The organism is Mycobacterium sp. IEC1808 (assembly GCF_002101935.1).
Lineage (GTDB): Bacteria > Actinomycetota > Actinomycetes > Mycobacteriales > Mycobacteriaceae > Mycobacterium.
In genome coordinates this window covers 12,901-29,984 of sequence record NZ_LQPV01000045.1, presented here as the reverse complement: position 1 = coordinate 29,984, position 17,084 = coordinate 12,901, and the positions used below count along the sequence as shown (strand labels likewise).

Annotated in this window: 15 protein-coding genes; 12 read left to right on the top strand and 3 right to left on the bottom strand. The window is 67.0% G+C overall.

Annotated features, from left to right (window positions below; genetic code table 11):
- Positions 1 to 2,377: transglycosylase domain-containing protein (locus AWB92_RS22470; RefSeq protein WP_085189590.1), on the bottom strand; the 2,377-nt coding region annotated here is incomplete at its 3' end.
- 55 nt (positions 2,378 to 2,432) lie between these two features.
- Entirely contained in the window at positions 2,433 to 2,858 is a 426-nt protein-coding gene (locus AWB92_RS22465) for a DUF5318 family protein (RefSeq protein WP_068178901.1), read from the bottom strand.
- A 125-nt stretch (positions 2,859 to 2,983) separates the two neighbouring features.
- Here AWB92_RS22465 and AWB92_RS22460 point away from each other — a divergent pair, with 125 nt between their 5' ends.
- The 10 genes from AWB92_RS22460 (at position 2,984) to AWB92_RS22415 (ending at position 12,458) form a co-directional block, all read left to right on the top strand.
- The gene (locus AWB92_RS22460; RefSeq protein ID WP_085189588.1) at positions 2,984 to 3,886 is read left to right on the top strand and encodes a DUF1707 domain-containing protein; all 903 of its coding nucleotides are present in this window, start codon (positions 2,984 to 2,986) and stop codon (positions 3,884 to 3,886) included.
- Positions 3,887 to 4,065: 179 nt separating this feature from the next.
- Positions 4,066 to 4,608: a PadR family transcriptional regulator gene (locus AWB92_RS22455; RefSeq protein ID WP_068111901.1), complete on the top strand. Its 543-nt coding sequence runs from the start codon at positions 4,066 to 4,068 to the stop codon at positions 4,606 to 4,608.
- Positions 4,609 to 4,674: 66 nt separating this feature from the next.
- Positions 4,675 to 5,781, top strand: a complete 1,107-nt coding sequence (locus AWB92_RS22450) for an inositol-3-phosphate synthase (protein ID WP_085189579.1) — start codon at positions 4,675 to 4,677, stop codon at positions 5,779 to 5,781.
- Between the two features lie 190 nt (positions 5,782 to 5,971).
- The gene (locus tag AWB92_RS22445) at positions 5,972 to 6,898 is read left to right on the top strand and encodes an alpha/beta hydrolase (protein ID WP_085189577.1); all 927 of its coding nucleotides are present in this window, start codon (positions 5,972 to 5,974) and stop codon (positions 6,896 to 6,898) included.
- Between the two features lie 16 nt (positions 6,899 to 6,914).
- Entirely contained in the window at positions 6,915 to 7,700 is a 786-nt protein-coding gene (locus AWB92_RS22440; protein WP_085189575.1) for an LLM class F420-dependent oxidoreductase, read from the top strand.
- Positions 7,701 to 7,831: 131 nt separating this feature from the next.
- A complete protein-coding gene (locus AWB92_RS22435) occupies positions 7,832 to 8,572 on the top strand; it encodes a GntR family transcriptional regulator (RefSeq protein WP_085189573.1) in 741 nt (246 codons plus the stop codon).
- A gap of 48 nt (positions 8,573 to 8,620) precedes the next feature.
- Positions 8,621 to 10,426 (top strand): ABC transporter substrate-binding protein/permease, encoded by a 1,806-nt coding sequence (locus AWB92_RS22430; protein WP_085189586.1) that lies wholly within the window; start codon positions 8,621 to 8,623, stop codon positions 10,424 to 10,426.
- Positions 10,423 to 11,172: an amino acid ABC transporter ATP-binding protein gene (locus AWB92_RS22425; protein ID WP_085189571.1), complete on the top strand. Its 750-nt coding sequence runs from the start codon at positions 10,423 to 10,425 to the stop codon at positions 11,170 to 11,172. The genes AWB92_RS22430 and AWB92_RS22425 overlap by 4 nt, the downstream gene beginning before the upstream one ends.
- A 66-nt stretch (positions 11,173 to 11,238) precedes the next feature.
- Positions 11,239 to 11,736 (top strand): MarR family transcriptional regulator, encoded by a 498-nt coding sequence (locus AWB92_RS22420; RefSeq protein ID WP_068111922.1) that lies wholly within the window; start codon positions 11,239 to 11,241, stop codon positions 11,734 to 11,736.
- 47 nt (positions 11,737 to 11,783) lie between these two features.
- A complete protein-coding gene (locus AWB92_RS22415) occupies positions 11,784 to 12,458 on the top strand; it encodes an SDR family oxidoreductase (RefSeq protein WP_085189584.1) in 675 nt (224 codons plus the stop codon).
- On the opposite strand, the gene leuS is transcribed toward AWB92_RS22415, so the two are convergent.
- Entirely contained in the window at positions 12,442 to 15,348 is a 2,907-nt protein-coding gene (leuS, locus tag AWB92_RS22410; RefSeq protein ID WP_085189570.1) for a leucine--tRNA ligase, read from the bottom strand. The two genes, AWB92_RS22415 and leuS, sit on opposite strands and share 17 nt — an antisense overlap.
- A 185-nt stretch (positions 15,349 to 15,533) precedes the next feature.
- Between leuS and AWB92_RS22405 the strand changes: the two genes are divergently transcribed.
- Positions 15,534 to 16,664, top strand: coding sequence for an LpqN/LpqT family lipoprotein (locus tag AWB92_RS22405; RefSeq protein ID WP_085189568.1), 1,131 nt, complete (start codon positions 15,534 to 15,536; stop codon positions 16,662 to 16,664).
- A gap of 68 nt (positions 16,665 to 16,732) precedes the next feature.
- Positions 16,733 to 17,083: a hypothetical protein gene (locus AWB92_RS22400; protein WP_085189566.1), complete on the top strand. Its 351-nt coding sequence runs from the start codon at positions 16,733 to 16,735 to the stop codon at positions 17,081 to 17,083.
- The last annotated feature ends 1 nt before the right edge of the window (position 17,084 follow it).

The window sequence follows — 17,084 nt, the reverse complement described above, 5'->3', positions numbered from 1 at the left end:
ATGGCGGCGGGGGCGGGGCGGCGGGAACGCCCGCGTAGCCACCGATTTCGCTCGGCTTGGGGAAGGTCTCGTTGGGGGTGCCCTTAAGGGCGCCGTCCATGGTCGCCTTCCAAATGTCCGACGGCAGGCCCGAACCGTAGACCTCCGCGCCGGAGGCCGTCACCAGCGGCACATTGTCCTGCACGGTGCCCACCCAGACGGCCGTCGACAGCGACGGCGTGTATCCGACCATCCAGGCATCCTTGTTCGCCTGGGTGTCGCCAAGCTGCACCGTCCCGGTCTTGGCGGCCGAGGGCCGCCCGCCGGCCAAATTGTGCCCGCGCGAATAGCCGGCAATCGGCGCCATCGCGGCAGTGACGTTGTCGGCGACGCCCTTGTCGATGCGGTTTTCGCCGTTGTTGTCGGAGTTGCCGGCATCGAACAGCACCTGGCCTTCGGCGTTGACGACCTTTTGCACCAGATGGGGCCGGTGGTACACACCCGACGCGGCCAGTGTGGCGTACGCCGATGCCATGTCGATGGGCCGGGTCTGATACTGGCCCAACACAATTCCGTTGTTGGGCGGTCCACCCTTGCCGTCCTCGGACAGCGTGTGCGCGACACCGGGGAAGCTGGTCGCGACGCCCGCCTCATGTGCGGCGTCGGCGACGGCCTGCGGTCCCCCCTTGAGCTTGAGCATCAGCCGGTAGTAGGCGGTGTTCAGCGAAAGCTTCAGCGCCTCGGCGATATTGCAGGTCCCGCAGCTCTCCCCGTCGACATTGGTGATCTTGATCCCGTCGACGGTGAGCGGTGAACTGTCCACCTGGTAGCCCAGCCCGATACCTTGTTGCAGCGCGGCAACCAAAGCGAACACCTTGAACGACGATCCGGTCTGCAGCCCGGCCTGAGCAAAGTCGAAACCGTTGGCGTCCGAACCGCCGTAGTAGGCGCGTATCGCGCCGGTGTGCGGATCGACCGACACCGCCGCGGACCGCATGTCGGGGTCCTGCCCGTCAAGGTATTTCGACACCGCCTTCTCTGCGGCCTGCTGGGCCTTCGGGTCGATCGTCGTAGTGATCTGCAGCCCCTGGGTGTTCAGGGTTTGCTCGTCGATGTTGAACAGCTCCATCAGCTCTTTGGTCACCTGGCGCTCGATCAGCCCGTTGGGCCCGGTGGTCTGGTTCTGCGCGCGGGCCTGATCGGGCGGCAACGTCGCCGGAAACACCTGTGCCGCACGGTCGCTCGGCGACAGCGCCTTGGTTTCCACCATGCCGTCCAAAACCCAGTTCCACCGCTCCGCGGCGCCCTTGGGGTCGACGGCGGGATCCAGCGAGGAGGGGCGCCGGATCAGCGCCGCCAACAGCGCTCCCTCGGAGACGGTGAGCTGCTCGACCGGCTTGTCGAAATAGGCCTTCGCGGCGGCCGAAATGCCGTAGGCCCCGCGACCGAAATAGATGATGTTCAGATAGGCCTGCAAGACATCGTCTTTGGACCACTCCCCCGACATCTTTGTCGCGATGACCAATTCCTTGGCCTTGCGCATCAGACCGCTGAACCCGTGCTGCGCCGAACCGACGAGCGCGTTCTTCACGTACTGCTGGGTGATCGTCGAGCCGCCCTGCAGGTCGCCGCCGAAGAGGTCGTTGTTGACCGCCCGCGCGAACCCGGTGAACGAAATACCCGGGTTGGAATAGAAGTTGCGGTCTTCCGCGGCGATCACCGCCTGACGCACATGCACCGGCACCTGGCTGAGGTTGACGTCGACCCGATTCCCCTCGGGCGGAACGATTTTGGCGAGCTGCGAGCCGTCGCTCGCCAGGATCGTCGAGACCTGGTTGGTGCGGATATTGCCGGGTTTGGGCACGTCGACGATGAAGTACGCCATGGTGAAGGTGACGATCGGCAGCAGCACCAGCGCCGCCGCCGTGATGTAGACGGCGCGTCGCACCCACAACCAGTTGATCTGCTGGGTCCAGCCCCAGTCCACCCCGGGTCGTGGGGCTCTGCCACCAGGTCCACCAGGTCCGCCCGGCCCACCGGGCCCACCGGGCCCAGCGGGCCCTCGGGGCGGGGGTGGGGGTCCTTCGGGCGGTCGTCGCCCGGACATCGGCTCGCTGCGGCGCGGGGTGGTCGCCCGTCCGTCCAATGCGGCCTTGACCTCTTCGATCGGGTCGCTTTGCAGGGGCACGGACGCGGGGCGGTCGAGTGCGGCCTTCACCTCCTGGACCGGGTCGGGCCGGCGGGGGGCGCGGTCATCGACGACGGGCGGCAGGACCGTGGTCAACCGGTCGTCGGGTGGAACCGGGCGGCGGCGGCCGGGCGCCTGGGGCGCCTCGCGCCGCTGCGGATCCGGACGGTCAGGGCTGCCGGGCCGGTCGGTGCTCGCGTGCTTGCCCACGCGCTCAGTCGCCGATCCGTTGGGGTCACTGGGCGACTGGTCGTGGGGCCCTTCGTTACTCAATGGCCGTGCGGGCGCCGTTGCGCGCCGTCCGGGTGCCGCCGGTGCCTTTCGGGGGGCGCGCCGCACCCATCACGTACGACTTCACGAGGTGGTTCCAGCTGCACGTTCGGCACACCTCCACCACGTGGACGGAAAACTCCGGGAAGCGGGTCGCCAGCAGCACCAGTTCTTCGGCGGTGCGCGCCGATCCCGACACCGCGCCCAGGTGGTCGCCGAACACCCACGACACCAGGGTCAGCTGCTCCTTGCGGCAGATCGGGCACATCACCTGGCTCTGTTTCCCGTGAAATTTCGCGGCGCGCAGCAAATACGGATTGGCGTCACACACCTCGGATACACCGGTGCGGCCCGAATAAACCTCGGCGAGCAGGGAGCGCCGCCGAAGCGCGTAGTCCACCACTTGTCGCTGCAGTCGCACGCTGACCAGAGTACGTGGCCGCCCGCACCGCCGATACGCAACCGACACCGTCGCCGGACCGCGCCGCGACGATCGACCGTCGGCGTCCTGTGCCGGATCCGGCCGGGACTTCTACGATCATCGGCGTGGCGAAAGTACTCGGGACGACGGCGCGCGGCGGCGCGGTTGCCGGCGCCACGTCGACGACCCGCGCCAAGGACCGCGACCGGCAGGACGCCTGCCAGATCCTCGACACTGCCCTGAACGACGGCGAGATATCCGATCAAGAGCACCGGGAACGCGTCAGTGCGGCCACCAACGCGGTAACGCTGGGCGAACTGCGGGCCTTGGTGGACGACCTGCAGGGCGACACCGCCGGGCTGCAGTCAACGGCCCACCCGTGGGCGTCAACTTCATCGATGCTGCCGAAGTTCGGTGGGTGGCGCGGCCTGGCCGCGGCCTTGCTCGTGTCGGTCCTGCTGGGCGTCGGCATCGGTTGGGCCGTCTACGGCAACACCCGCTCGCCGCTGGATTTCACGACGGACCCCGGAGCCAAGTCCGACGGCGTCGCCCCGGTGGTGCTGACGCCGCCCACGCAGCTGCTCTCGGTCGGCGGCCTCACGGGCCTGATGGAGCAAACGCGCAAAAGGTTTGGCGACACCATGGGGTTCCGGCTGGTGATCTACCCGACCTACGCGGTGCTCGACCGCCCCGACCCCTCCGACGACCGGCGCATGCTGGCCTACGACTACCGCGGCGGATGGGGAGACCCCACCAGCTCGGCCAAGAGCGGCACCGACGGTCCCGTCCCGGTCGACCTCTCCAAATTCGACATCGCCGCCGCCGTGGGCCTGGTGCGCGGCGCCCCGGAGAGCCTCCGGATGAAGCAGTCCGACGTCAAGACCACCTATCTGGTGATCGATCCCTCGACCGACCCCACCACCCCCGGCGCACTCTCGCTATCGGTGTACGTGTCGGGCGACTATGGCGGCGGATACATCGTTTTCGCAGGTGACGGCACCGTCAAACGCATCAATCTGCCGTCCTAGCGGTCCCCGCGGCGCGGTGACGAATAGCGCACCAACGACAGGTAGTGTTGTGGCGAATATATCGAAACGATACGATGACGCGAGGCGTCGGACCGTTAAGTCGGTCAAAGCAATCAGCCAAGCAAGCCATACGTAGCCGTACTTAGTCGTTCCCAGCCGTTTCGAGGGGGTGTATATCGATGCTTGAGCTCGCCATCCTGGGGCTCCTGATCGAATCGCCCATGCATGGGTATGAACTACGTAAACGGTTGACGGGCCTGCTGGGCGCATTCCGGGCCTTCTCGTACGGATCGCTGTACCCAGCCCTGCGGCGCATGCAGGCCGAAGGGCTGATTGCCGAGGACGCCGCGCCTGCCGGCACCCCGGTCCGGCGGGCTCGTCGGGTCTACCAACTGACCGACGCGGGCCGGCAGCGCTTCGGCGAGCTGGTGGCCGACACCGGTCCGCACAACTACACCGACGACGGCTTTGGCGTGCACCTGGCCTTTTTCAACCGCACGCCGGCGGAGGCGCGGATGCGCATCCTGGAGGGCCGTCGCCGCCAGGTCGAGGAGCGCCGTGAAGGGCTCCGCGAAGCGGTGGCGCGGGCGAGCAGCTCGTTCGACCGCTACACCCGCCAGCTGCACCAGCTCGGGCTCGAGTCCAGCGAGCGCGAGGTCAAGTGGCTCAACGAGCTGATCGCGGCGGAGCGGGCGATGCCAGGCCTATCCGAACAGACGTGAAACCCCTGCACGAACCCGCAACCAGAACACCCAAGACAGAAGTAACAGAAGTTAGGAGAACGCCCTATGAGTGACCACAAGCCGTTCGGGGCGCCCGAGGCGTCGACAGAGGTACGAGTCGCCATCGTCGGCGTCGGAAACTGTGCCTCGTCGCTGGTTCAGGGCGTGCAGTACTACCTCGACGCCGACGAGAACAGCACGGTGCCCGGCCTGATGCACGTGAAGTTCGGCCAGTACCACGTCCGCGACGTCAAGTTCGTGGCCGCGTTCGACGTCGACGCCAAGAAGGTCGGGTTCGACCTGTCGGAGGCGATCTTCGCGTCGGAGAACAACACCATCAAGATCGCCGACGTGCCGCCCACCAACGTGACGGTGCAACGCGGTCCGACCCTCGACGGCATCGGTAAGTACTACGCCGACACCATCGAGGTGTCCGACGCCGAGCCGGTCGACGTGGTGAAGGTCCTCAAGGAGAACAACGTCGACGTGCTGGTGTCCTACCTGCCGGTGGGCTCCGAGGAGGCCGACAAGTTCTACGCGCAGTGCGCGATCGACGCGGGCGTGGCGTTCGTCAACGCGCTTCCGGTGTTCATCGCCTCCGACCCGGTGTGGGCCAAGAAGTTTGCCGACGCCGGCGTTCCGATCGTCGGCGACGACATCAAGAGTCAGGTCGGCGCCACCATCACCCACCGCGTCATGGCCAAGCTCTTCGAGGACCGCGGCGTGCAGCTGGACCGCACTATGCAGCTCAACGTCGGCGGCAACATGGACTTCCTCAACATGCTCGAGCGCGAGCGGCTGGAGTCCAAGAAGATCTCCAAGACGCAGGCGGTGACCTCAAACCTGCAGCGCGAGTTCAAGACCAAGGACGTGCACATCGGCCCGTCCGACCACGTCGGTTGGCTCGACGACCGCAAGTGGGCCTACGTGCGGCTGGAGGGCCGCGCGTTCGGTGACGTTCCGCTGAACCTCGAATACAAGCTCGAGGTGTGGGACTCGCCGAACTCGGCCGGGGTCATCATCGACGCGGTGCGCGCGGCCAAGATCGCCAAGGACCGCGGCATCGGCGGCCCGGTGGTGCCGGCGTCGGCCTATTTGATGAAGAGCCCGCCGCAGCAACTGCCCGACGACATCGCGCGGGTCCAACTCGAAGAGTTCATCATCGAGGGGTAACTCTCCGTACCGGTGTGCGGTGGGGTCGCGTTGCGTGGCCTCACCGCGCGCTTGTTTTTGCGGGCGTTCACGCGTGCGCTGACGGCGGCGCGTGTGCCGTGAGGGCTTTCGATGGGAGCTCAGGGCGCCCTGAATACACGCGCAAAACCCTGGACGCACATCCCGCGGTCCAAAGTAGTGTCTTTAGACCGTGACCGAGATATCTGAGGACCGACTGGCCGAATTGTCGGAGTTCTCGCTCCTTACCGAAAACGCTGAGCAGGCCGGCGTTCCGGGTCCGCTGCCCGACGTGGAGCGAGTCGAGTCCGGCGCCTCGGAGCGCAGGATCAGCGCGTTGCGCTGGGGCGCCCCTTCGTTGGACCGTCCCCCGCGAATTGTCTTCCTGCACGGTGGCGGGCAGAACGCGCACACCTGGGACACCGTGATCGTCGGTCTCGGTGAGCCGGCGCTGGCCCTGGATCTGCCCGGGCACGGGCATTCGGCATGGCGCGAGGATGGCGACTACTCGCCGCAGCTGAACGCCGACGCCCTGTTGCCGGCGGTGCGCGAGCACGCGCCGAGCGCCGACCTCGTCGTCGGAATGTCGCTCGGTGGGCTGACCGCGATCCGGCTGGCCGCGATGGCACCCGAACTCGTGAACGAACTCGTCCTGATCGATGTCACGCCGTCGGCGTTACAACGCCACTCCGAGCTGACGAAAGAGCAGCAGGGCACGGTTGCGCTGATGCACGGTGAGCGCGAATTCCCCAGCTTCCAGGCCATGCTCGACCTGACCATCGCGGCGGCACCGCACCGCGAGGTCAAGGCGCTGCGCCGCGGCGTCTTCCACAATTCCCGCCGCCTGGACAACGGCAATTGGTCCTGGCGCTACGACGCCATCCGCAAGTTCCCCGACTTCGACGGCCTGTGGGACGACGTCGACGGGCTGTCGGCACCCGTCACCCTCATCCGCGGCGGCTCGTCGGGCTTCGTCACCGACGACGATGCCGCCGAATTAGCCAGGCGCGCAAGCAATTTCCGCGCGGCACAAGTGGTCGACAATTCGGGCCATTCCGTGCAGAGCGACCAACCCCGCGCGCTCATCGAGATCCTGCGCGGAGTGCTCGACGCGGGCTGAGCCTACGGTGGGTGTTATGACTCCCGACCGTCCCGTCCGTATCGGCGTGCAATTGCAGCCCCAGCACGCCCCGGATTATGGCCAGCTCCGCGACGCGGTTCGCCGCTGTGAAGACATCGGCGTCGACATTGCCTTCAACTGGGACCACTTCTTCCCGCTCTATGGCGATCCCGACGGCCCACACTTCGAATGCTGGACGATGCTCGGCGCCTGGGCCGAACAGACGTCACGCATCCAAATCGGTGCGCTGGTGACGTGCAACTCCTATCGCAATCCTGAATTGCTCGCCGACATGGCCCGCACCGTCGACCACATATCCGCCGGCCGACTCGTCCTCGGGATCGGCTCGGGCTGGAAGCAAAAGGATTACGACGAGTATGGCTACGAATTCGGCACCGCCGGCAGCCGCCTCGACGACCTGGCGGGTGCACTGCCGCGGATCAAGGAGCGGCTGGCCAAGCTGAACCCGCCGCCGACCCGCGACATCCCGGTGCTCGTCGGCGGCGGGGGTGAACGCAAGACCCTGCGGCTGGTGGCCGAGTACGCCGACGTGTGGCACAGCTTCAGTTCCGCCGACGAGCTCCCGGCCAAGTCCGCCGTCCTGGAGCGGCACTGCGCCGACGTCGGCCGCGACCCGGCCGCGATCGAACGCTCGGCCGCGGTCAATAACGGCGGCCAGCTGATCGCCAATGCCGAAGCGCTGGTGAACCTCGGCGTCACGATGCTGACCGTCGGCTGCGACGGTCCGGATTACGACCTCGGCGCCGCCGAGGCGCTGTGCAAGTGGCGCGACGGGCGCTGAGGGCCGCTGCTCGAATTCGCTCCCCGTTTTGCGTTCGATTCATCCGCCAAAGAGCTGAACACTGCGCCAAGACATGAGAAACTCTCTGCGCTAGGTGGACCGAACCGGTTGGAAAGGCACTCAAGAAACGGATGCCAAAAAAATACGGGGTCAAGGAAAAAGACCAGGTGGTTTCGCACATTCTCAACCTGGTTCTGACGGGGAAACTTCGCAGCGGCGACCGCGTCGATCGCAACGAGATCGCGGTCGGTCTAGGGGTCAGCAGAGTGCCGATTCAAGAGGCGCTGGTGCAGCTGGAACACGACGGGATCGTGTCCACCCGCTATCACCGGGGCGCATTCGTCGAGCGCTTCGACGAAGCGACCGTCCTCGAACATCACGAACTCGACGGCCTGCTCAACGGCATTGCCTCGGCGCGCGCGGCCACCAACCCCACGCCCCGGATCCTGGGACAGCTCGATACGCTGATGCGATCGCTGCGCTCCGCCAAAGAATCTCGCGCCTTTTCGGAAATCGCCGGGGAATACCGGCGCACGATCAACGAGGAATACGCGGGCCCGCGGCTGCACGCCACCATCCGCGCTTCGCAAAACCTCATCCCCCGCGTGTTCTGGATGACCTACCAGTGCAGCCGCGACGACATGTTGCCGTTCTACGAAGACGAGACCTCCGCGATCCACCGGCGGGACCCAGAGGCCGCGCGGGCGGCGTGCGTCGGCCGCTCCAACCTCATGGCCCAGACCATGCTGACCGAGCTGTTCCGGCGCAGGGTGTTCTCCGCGCCGGATGACATCGGCCAAGTCGTCGCGGGCCCGCTTCGGGTACTGGCCGGCGCGGAGGTCGCCGAGGACGAACCGTCGATCGCGCTGTAAATCGTTTTCGGCGCGCCAGGTTGCCGGTGTGCCGATACGGTAGCGGTGATGAGTTCGCGCCTGGACCGGCGTCCTATGTGCCGAAAGCTCTTCGCACTGGCCACGACAATGCTGATTGTCTGCGGCCTGACAATGGCCGCACCCGCCGCCGCCGACTGGAATCAGTGCGCGCCGGGCGGCTTGGACAGCGCGCGCGTCCTGCCGAAGGACCTGACGGAGCACCCATCTACGGATGACGACGACCGGAACACCACGGCCACCGTCGAGCCGCTCGGGTCGGTGGACGCCGGCGCCTTGGGGCTGAGCACACCGGGCGTCCTGACGGTCGGCACGCTGTCGGACGCCCCGCCCAACATCTGCATCAATCCCACCGGCGAATTCAGCGGCTTCGACAACCAGCTATTGCAGGCCATCGCGGCCAAGCTCGGCCTCCAAGTCCACTTTGTCAGCACCGACTTCTCCGCGCTGCTCGCCCAGGTGGCGTCGCGGCGTTTCGACGTGGGCTCGGCGTCGGTGAAAGCCACCGATGCGCGCCGTCGCACCGTTTCGTTCACCAACGGCTACGACTTCGGCTTCTATTCGCTCGTGGTCCCGCCGGGTTCGGCGATCCACAAATTCAGCGATCTCGCGGCGGGCCAGCGCATCGGCGTGGTCCAGGGCACCGTCGAGGAGGCGTACGTCGTCGACCACCTGCACCTGCAGCCGGTGAAGTTTCCCGGCTTCGCCACCCTTTACGCGAATCTCAAGACCCGCCAGCTCGATGCGTGGGTGGCACCCGGAACCCTGGCCTCGACCATAATTCGACCGGGCGACCCGGCGGTGGTGGTGGCCAACACCTTCAGCCGAGGCAGCTTCGTGGCCTACGCGGTCGCCAAGGACAACCAGCCGTTGATCGACGCGCTGAATTCCGGGCTGGACGCCGTCATCGCCGACGGCACCTGGTCGAACCTGTACTGCCAATGGGTACCGCGGACAATGCCGCCCGGCTGGAAACCCGGATCCAAAGCGGCTCCCACCCCACACCTGCCGGACTTCGCCGCGATCGCCGCGAGCCACCATCGCGAACCGGCGGGCCCGGCCGCGCCGATGTCGACGCTGGACCAGTTGCGTGAGTCGTTCTTCGACTGGGATCTGTATCGACAGGCGATCCCGATTCTTCTCACCGTCGGCCTGCCCAACACGATGATCTTGACCAACAGCGCCCTCGTTATCGGCCTGGCGCTGGGGATGCTGCTGGCAATGGCCGGCATCTCGCATTCACGCTGGCTGCGCTGGCCGGCGCGGATCTACACCGACATTTTCCGCGGTCTGCCCGAAGTGGTGATCATCCTGATCATCGGGATGGGCGTCGGGCCGTTGGTCGGCGGGCTGACGCACAAGAACCCGTACCCGTTAGGGATCGCCGCCTTGGGATTGATGGCCGCCGCCTACATCGGCGAGATTCTGCGCGCGGGGATTCAAAGCGTGGACCCCGGCCAACTCGAGGCCTCCCGCGCACTCGGGTTCAGCTACGCGACCGCGATGCGTTTGGTGGTGGTACCGCAGGGAATACGGCGGGTGCTGCCGGCCCTCGTCAATCAGGCGATCGGCCTGTTGAAGGCCTCCGCCCTGGTGTACTTCCTCGGCCTGGTCGCCAAGCAGCGAGAGCTCTTTCAGGTCGGCCGTGACCTCAACGCGCAGACCGGCAGTTTGTCACCTTTGGTCGCCGCGGGTCTCTTCTACCTGATATTGACCATTCCGTTAACGCATTTCGTGAACTACATAGACGGCCGGCTTCGCCGCGGCCGCTCCGCCGCCAAGCCGGAAGACCACGACCACGTGCTCGCGTCACCGTTAAGCCAGGAGATGACGTGACGGCGACTGTCGCCCACCGCGCGCCAGTATCGCTGGCCGCCAAGGATGTTCACCAAACGCTCGGTGGAAACTTGGTGCTGCGCGGCGTCGATTTCGAGGCCCCCGCGGGCACCACGGTGGCCGTCATCGGACCGTCCGGTAGCGGCAAGTCGACGCTGTTGCGGACCCTGAACCGACTGCACGAGCCCGATAGCGGCGACATCCTGCTCGACGGCAGGTCGGTGTTGCGCGACGATCCCAACGAGCTGCGCCAGCGCATCGGCATGGTGTTCCAGCATTTCAATCTGTTCCCGCATCTGTCCGTGCTGAAGAATGTTGCGCTGGCGCCGCGCAAGCTGCGGCGGCTCTCCGCGGACGCGGCCCGCGACCTTGCGCTCGCTCAGCTCGACCGAGTTGGCCTGAAACACAAGGCAGATGCCCGCCCCGCCATGTTGTCCGGTGGCCAACAACAACGGGTCGCGATCGCCCGCGCGCTGGCCATGGCGCCGCAGGTGATGTTCTTCGACGAGGCGACCTCGGCGCTCGATCCCGAAATGGTCAAGGGCATTCTGCAACTCATCGCCGACCTCGGCGCCGACGGCATGACGATGATTGTCGTCACCCACGAAATGGGCTTTGCCCGGTCGGCATCCGACACCGTCGTTTTTATGGATCACGGCAAGGTCCTGGAATCGGGCCCCCCGGAGCAGATATTCGAAGCCGCCAAGACGGAGCGCCTGCAGCGGTTCTTGTCCCAAGTCCTTTGAAACGTCGATAACTGGTCCGGAATAGCTCCCTTGTACGCCACGCATATCGGGTTAGACTGCCGACTTATGGCGGACAGCGAATCCACCGCACCCGAGGTGACGGAGCTTGCGGAAGGTTTGCACCGCGCGTTGTCCAAATTGTTTTCGATTCTGCGCCGCGGCGATCCCAGCGGGGTGGTGGCCGGTGACCTGACTCTGGCGCAGCTGTCCATCCTGATCACGCTGCTCGACCAGGGCCCCATCCGGATGACCGACCTGGCCGCGCACGAACGGGTGCGCACCCCGACCACGACGGTCGCGATCCGCCGGCTGGAGAAGATCGGGCTGGTGAAACGCTCGCGCGACCCCTCCGACCTGCGAGCGGTGCTCGTCGACATCACGCCGCGGGGACGGGCCGTGCACGGCGAATCGCTGGCCAACCGGCACGCCGCCCTGGCCGCGATGCTCAGCCAGCTGCCCGAGTCCGACTTGAACACCCTGGCACGTGCGCTGGCGCCGCTGGAACGCCTGGGCTGCGGTGAATCGCCTCCCGCAGGAGAGCCGCCGGCGCGCAAACAGGCCTGAAAGTGCTTGATCCCCAAGGGGATTGGTAACTGCGATACACTGTGGTCATGCCCACCGCACTCATCACTGGCGCGAGCGGCGGCATCGGTTCCGCGATCGCCGCGGCGCTGTCCACCACCCACACCCTGCTATTGGCGGGCAGGCCCTCCGATCGGCTCGACGCCGTCGCGGAGCGGCTCGGCGCCACGACGTTTCCGCTCGATCTGACCGACCCGGACGAGATCGAGGCCAGCTGCGAAATCATCGACGAACTCGACGTGTTGGTGCACAACGCGGGGGTATCCATCCCCGGCCATCTCGCCGAGTCCAACGCCGACGAGTGGCGAGCCACCTTCACGGTGAATGTCTTTGGGGCGGTGGCCCTTACGCTGTCGCTACTGCCCGCGCTGCGCAGCGCCAACGGCCAGGTGGTGTTCATCAATTCCGGGTCCGGACTTAAGGCCTCGCCGAACATGGCCGCCTATTCGGCGAGCAAGTTTGCGCTCCGCGCCTTGGCCGACTCACTGCGCGAAAGTGAGCCCGACCTCCGGGTGACCACGATCTATCCCGGGCGTACCGCAACCGGCATGCAGCGTGAACTCGTGGAGTTCGAGGGTGGCCAGTACGACCCCGCCAACTTCCTCCAGCCCGAAACCGTCGCGGCGGCGGTCGCAAACGCGGTGGCGACTCCGCCGGATGGTCACCTGCACGAGGTGGTGCTCCGGCCTAGACGACGAGGTTGACCAGCCGGCCGGGAACCACTATCACCTTCCGCGGGGCGGCGCCGGCCAAGAACGCCTGCACCTTCTCGTCGCCCATGGCCGCCGCCTTCAGCGTGTCGTCGTCGGCGTCGGCGGCCACCACCACGCGCCCGCGCACCTTGCCGTTCACCTGCACCGGGTATTCCACGGTGTCTTCGACGAGGTAGGCCGGGTCGGCCTGCGGGAAGGGCCCGTGCGCCAACGAGGTGCCGTGGCCCAGCCGCGACCAGAGCTCCTCGGCCATGTGCGGGGCCAGCGGCGCCAGCATCAGCACCAGCGGCTCGACCGCCGCACGTGGAACCGAGTCGCGGTGCTCCTTGGTGAGGTGGTTGGTGTACTCGATCAGCTTGGCCGCCGCGGTGTTATTGCGCAGCGCCGCATAGTCTTCGGCGACGCCGGCGATGGTGCGATGCAACGACCGCAGGGTCTCGGTACCCAGTGGGCCGGTGTCGTCGGCCACCCGAGTCTCGCCGGTCTGCTCGTCGATCACCAAGCGCCACACTCGCTGCAGGAAGCGGTGCGCGCCAACCACGTCCTTGGTCGCCCACGGCCGGGACGCCTCCAAGGGCCCCATGGACATCTCGTACACCCGCAGCGTGTCCGCACCGTATGCGTCGCAGATCTCGTCGGGAGAGATCGAATTCTTCAGGCTCTTACCGATCTTCCCGAATTCCTGGGCTACCTCGATCTCGCCGTCGGGTCCCGGATAGAAGAATCGGCCGCCGCGTTCGATCACTTCCTCCGCCGGGACATACGATCCGCGCGAATCGGTGTACGCGAAGGCCTGGATGTAGCCCTGGTTGACCAGCCGGCGATAGGGCTCGCGCGAGGTCACGTGGCCCAGGTCGTACAGCACCTTGTGCCAGAACCTGCAGTACAGCAGGTGCAACACGGCGTGTTCGGCCCCCCCGACGTATAGGTCGACCCCGCCGGGATCCTGCGGGCCATGCTGGGCGGGCCGCGGGCCCATCCAATACGCCTCGTTTTCCTTGGCGCAGAACCGTACTGAGTTGTGTGGATCGGTGTAGCGCAGCTCATACCACGAGCTGCCAGCCCACTGCGGCATCACGTTGGTGTCCCGGGTGTAGGGCTTCAGGCCATCGCCCAGGTCGAGCTCAACGTGTACCCAGTCCGTCGCCTTGCCCAAGGGCGGCGACGGCTCGCTGTCGGCGTCGTCGGGGTCGAACGACACCGGCGAGTAGTCCGTCACGTCGGGCAGCTCGACCGGCAGCGCGGACTCATCGAGCGGATGCGGCCGTCCGTCGCTGTCGAAGACGATGGGGAACGGCTCACCCCAGTAGCGTTGCCGGGCGAAAAGCCAGTCGCGCAGCTTGAATTCGATGCGCGCCCGCCCCCGACCATCGGCCTCCAGGCGAGCGGTGATCGCCTCCTTGGCCGTCGCCACATCCATACCGTCCAGGTAGCCGGAGTTGACCAGCACACCGTCGCCCGCATGCGCCGCCTGCGAGATATCGCCGCCGGCAATGACTTCCACGATCGGCAGGCCCAGCTCGTGGGCGAAGTCCCAGTCGCGCTGGTCGTGGCCGGGCACCGCCATGATCGCCCCGGTGCCATAGCCGGCCAGCACATAGTCGGCGATGAAGATCGGAACGGGTTTCCCGTTGACCGGGTTGGTCGCATAGCTGCCCAGGAAGACGCCCGTCTTCTCCCTGCTCTCCTGGCGTTCGAGGTCCGACTTCGCGGCGATCGCGCGGCGGTAGGCGGCGACGGCCTCGGCCGGTGCGGCGGCGCCGTAAGTCCACCGGGGGTCGGTGCCGTCGGGCCATGCGGCGGCGACGAGTTCGTCGACCAGGTCGTGCTCGGGCGCCAGCACCAGGTACGTCGCGCCGAACAGCGTGTCGGGCCGAGTGGTGAACACCTCGATGTCGACCGCCGAGCCATCGCCAGTGGTCGCCGAGAACAGCGCCTCGGCTCCGATCGATCGGCCAATCCAGTTGCGCTGCATCGTCTTTACCTGATCCGGCCAATCGAGCAACTCGAGATCGTCGAGCAGCCGGTCGGCGTACGCAGTGATGCGCATCATCCATTGCCGCAGCCGTTTGCGGAACACCGGGAAGTTGCCGCGGTCGCTACGCCCGTCGGCGGTGACCTCTTCGTTGGCCAGCACCGTGCCCAACCCCGGGCACCAGTTCACCATCGAGTCGGCTCGATAGACCAGTCGGTGGCCGTCGATCACGTCGGCCCGCTCCCCCGCGGTCAGCGTTGCCCAGTCGCGTCCGTCGTCGAGACGCCTTGCGCCGGAATCGAACTCGGCGATCAGCTCGGCGATCGGCCGCGCTTTGTTGGCGGCGGGGTCGAACCACGCGTTGTAGATCTGCAGGAAGATCCACTGGGTCCACTTGTAGAACTCGGTGTCGGTGGTCGAGAAGCTGCGCCGGGTGTCGTGGCCCAGGCCCAGCCGGCCCAGCTGGCGCCGGAAGTTGACGATGTTGGCTTCGGTCCTGGTGCGCGGGTGTGTGCCGGTTTGCACCGCGTATTGCTCGGCGGGCAGCCCGAACGCGTCAAAGCCCAACGCGTGCAGCACGTTATGGCCGGTCATCCGGAAGTACCGGGCGTAGACGTCGGTGGCGATGTAGCCGAGCGGGTGCCCGACATGCAGTCCGTCACCCGATGGATACGGGAACATGTCCTGCACGAACAACTTGTCCTCGGGCAGGGGCCGCCCATCCGTCGGAGCCAGATCACCGACGGGGTTGGCTACGTTGAACGTGCCGAGCTTCGCCCAGTTCTGCTGCCAGGTGCTCTCGACGCGGCCCGCCAGCGCGGCGGTGTAGCGAAACGGCGGCGCATCGGAGTCCGGCGCGGCGGCGGCCGGGGTGCCCCCAGGCGCCGTGGTCGGGGATTCGGTCACCTGAACAGGGTATAAGGGCCGACCGGAACGGCTTGCCGGCCACAGGTTGGTCTCGGTTGCGTTGCGCGCCGATCAGAGCTTCATCCCAGGTCGATTTCGACGGTATCCAGCGCGTTTGACCTGTGGTTACAGTCAGCCTTTACGACGGGTGCTGGGACCCGGGGCCATGGGAAGGATCGACGCAGATGATTCACATCGCCCGTACCGTGCGGGTATTAACCGGAGGTTTGGCCGCCGGTGCGATCGGCGTCACCGCGTTCGCGGGCGCCACCGCTTGGGCAGATCCAGTACTGCCCGCGCTCCCCGCGCCGCCGCCCGTCCCCGCCGTCGTGGCGCCGGCACCGCAGAACGTCACGGCCGCCCCCGTACAGGTCCCCGGGAACAGATTGCTCGCCGCTCCCCCGGCGGCCAATCCGGTGGCGCCAACCCCGGCCGTCGCGCCGGCGGCACCCGCGCCCGCGGCCGTCGCACCGGCCGCGCCGCTGCCCCCGGCGCAGACACCTGGCGTCTCGGGCACGCTGCGTGACTATTTCCAGTCGAAGGGCGTCAAGCTGGAGGCCCAGAAACCCCAGGGCTTCAAGGCGCTGGACATCACGCTGCCGCTGCCCACCCGCTGGACGCAGGTGCCCGACCCCAATGTGCCCGACGCGTTCGCCGTGATCGCAGACCGGCACGGGACCAGCATTTACACCTCGAACGCGCAGGTGGTGGTGTACAAGCTGGTCGGTAACTTCGATCCGAAAGAGGCCATCACCCACGGCTTCGTCGACAGCCAGCAACTTCCCCTGTGGCAGACCACGAACGCCTCGATGGCCGACTTCGGCGGCTTCCCGTCGTCGATCATCGAGGGCACCTACCGCGACGGCGACATGCTGCTCAACACGTCGCGCCGGCACGTGATCGCGACGTCCGGGCATGACAAGTACCTGGTGTCGATGTCGGTGACCACCGACCGTGCGGTGGCCGTCGCTGACGCGCCGGCGACCGACGCGATCGTCAACGGCTTCCGGGTGACCGCGCCCGGAACCGCCGCACCCCTACCCGGACCGAGCACCGCTGCGGCCCCGGTCGGCATTCCCTCACAAGCAGCCGCTGCGGCCCCGGTCGGCATTCCCTCACAAGCAGCCGGCGCGGCCCCGGTCGGGCTTCCCCCACAGCCGGTCGGAGCGGCGCCGGTCGGAGCGGCGCCGGTCGGGCTTCCCTCGCAGCCGGTACCACCCAACCAGGTGGCCGCACCCCGGCCGACACCCAACTTGTTGACCATGGTGCCGGGTTTGCCACCGCTGCCGAACTTCGCGTTCCTGCAAGGGCGTTAATCAGCCGCGAAACGAACGCTGCTCGAGCCCGGCGCGCGGGCGTGCCTTCGGACTCGTATTGTGAGGCCATGTTGATCGCGGGCGTGGTGTGCATGTGTGCGGCGTTGGCCTCCGCCGGGTTCGGGACCTGGTCGCTCTCCCACAACCAGACCACCGAAGGCACCGGCGGCACCCAATTGGCGTTGCGCGCCATGGCCCCGCCCCAGTTGGCGGCCGCCGTGATGTTTGCTGCCGGCGGTGTAGTGGCCCTAGCCGCCTCCCCCGACACCGCTTTAGTCGTGTTGATCATCTGCGTCGCCGGCGCCCTGGGGACGCTGGCCACCGGGTCGTGGCAGAGCGCGCGTTTCGCGCTGCGCAGTGAAACCACGGCGGCCGACTGCGCGGGCAGCTGCGCCGTCTGCACGCAGTCTTGCCACTGAC

Coding starts and splice junctions, on each gene's coding strand:
- AWB92_RS22455 (WP_068111901.1), top strand. CDS start 4,066: ATGCTTGAGCTCGCCATCCTGGGGCTCCTGATCGAATCGCCCATGCAT.
- AWB92_RS22450 (WP_085189579.1), top strand. CDS start 4,675: ATGAGTGACCACAAGCCGTTCGGGGCGCCCGAGGCGTCGACAGAGGTA.
- AWB92_RS22440 (WP_085189575.1), top strand. CDS start 6,915: ATGACTCCCGACCGTCCCGTCCGTATCGGCGTGCAATTGCAGCCCCAG.
- AWB92_RS22435 (WP_085189573.1), top strand. CDS start 7,832: ATGCCAAAAAAATACGGGGTCAAGGAAAAAGACCAGGTGGTTTCGCAC.
- AWB92_RS22430 (WP_085189586.1), top strand. CDS start 8,621: ATGAGTTCGCGCCTGGACCGGCGTCCTATGTGCCGAAAGCTCTTCGCA.
- AWB92_RS22420 (WP_068111922.1), top strand. CDS start 11,239: ATGGCGGACAGCGAATCCACCGCACCCGAGGTGACGGAGCTTGCGGAA.
- AWB92_RS22415 (WP_085189584.1), top strand. CDS start 11,784: ATGCCCACCGCACTCATCACTGGCGCGAGCGGCGGCATCGGTTCCGCG.
- AWB92_RS22405 (WP_085189568.1), top strand. CDS start 15,534: ATGATTCACATCGCCCGTACCGTGCGGGTATTAACCGGAGGTTTGGCC.
- AWB92_RS22400 (WP_085189566.1), top strand. CDS start 16,733: ATGTTGATCGCGGGCGTGGTGTGCATGTGTGCGGCGTTGGCCTCCGCC.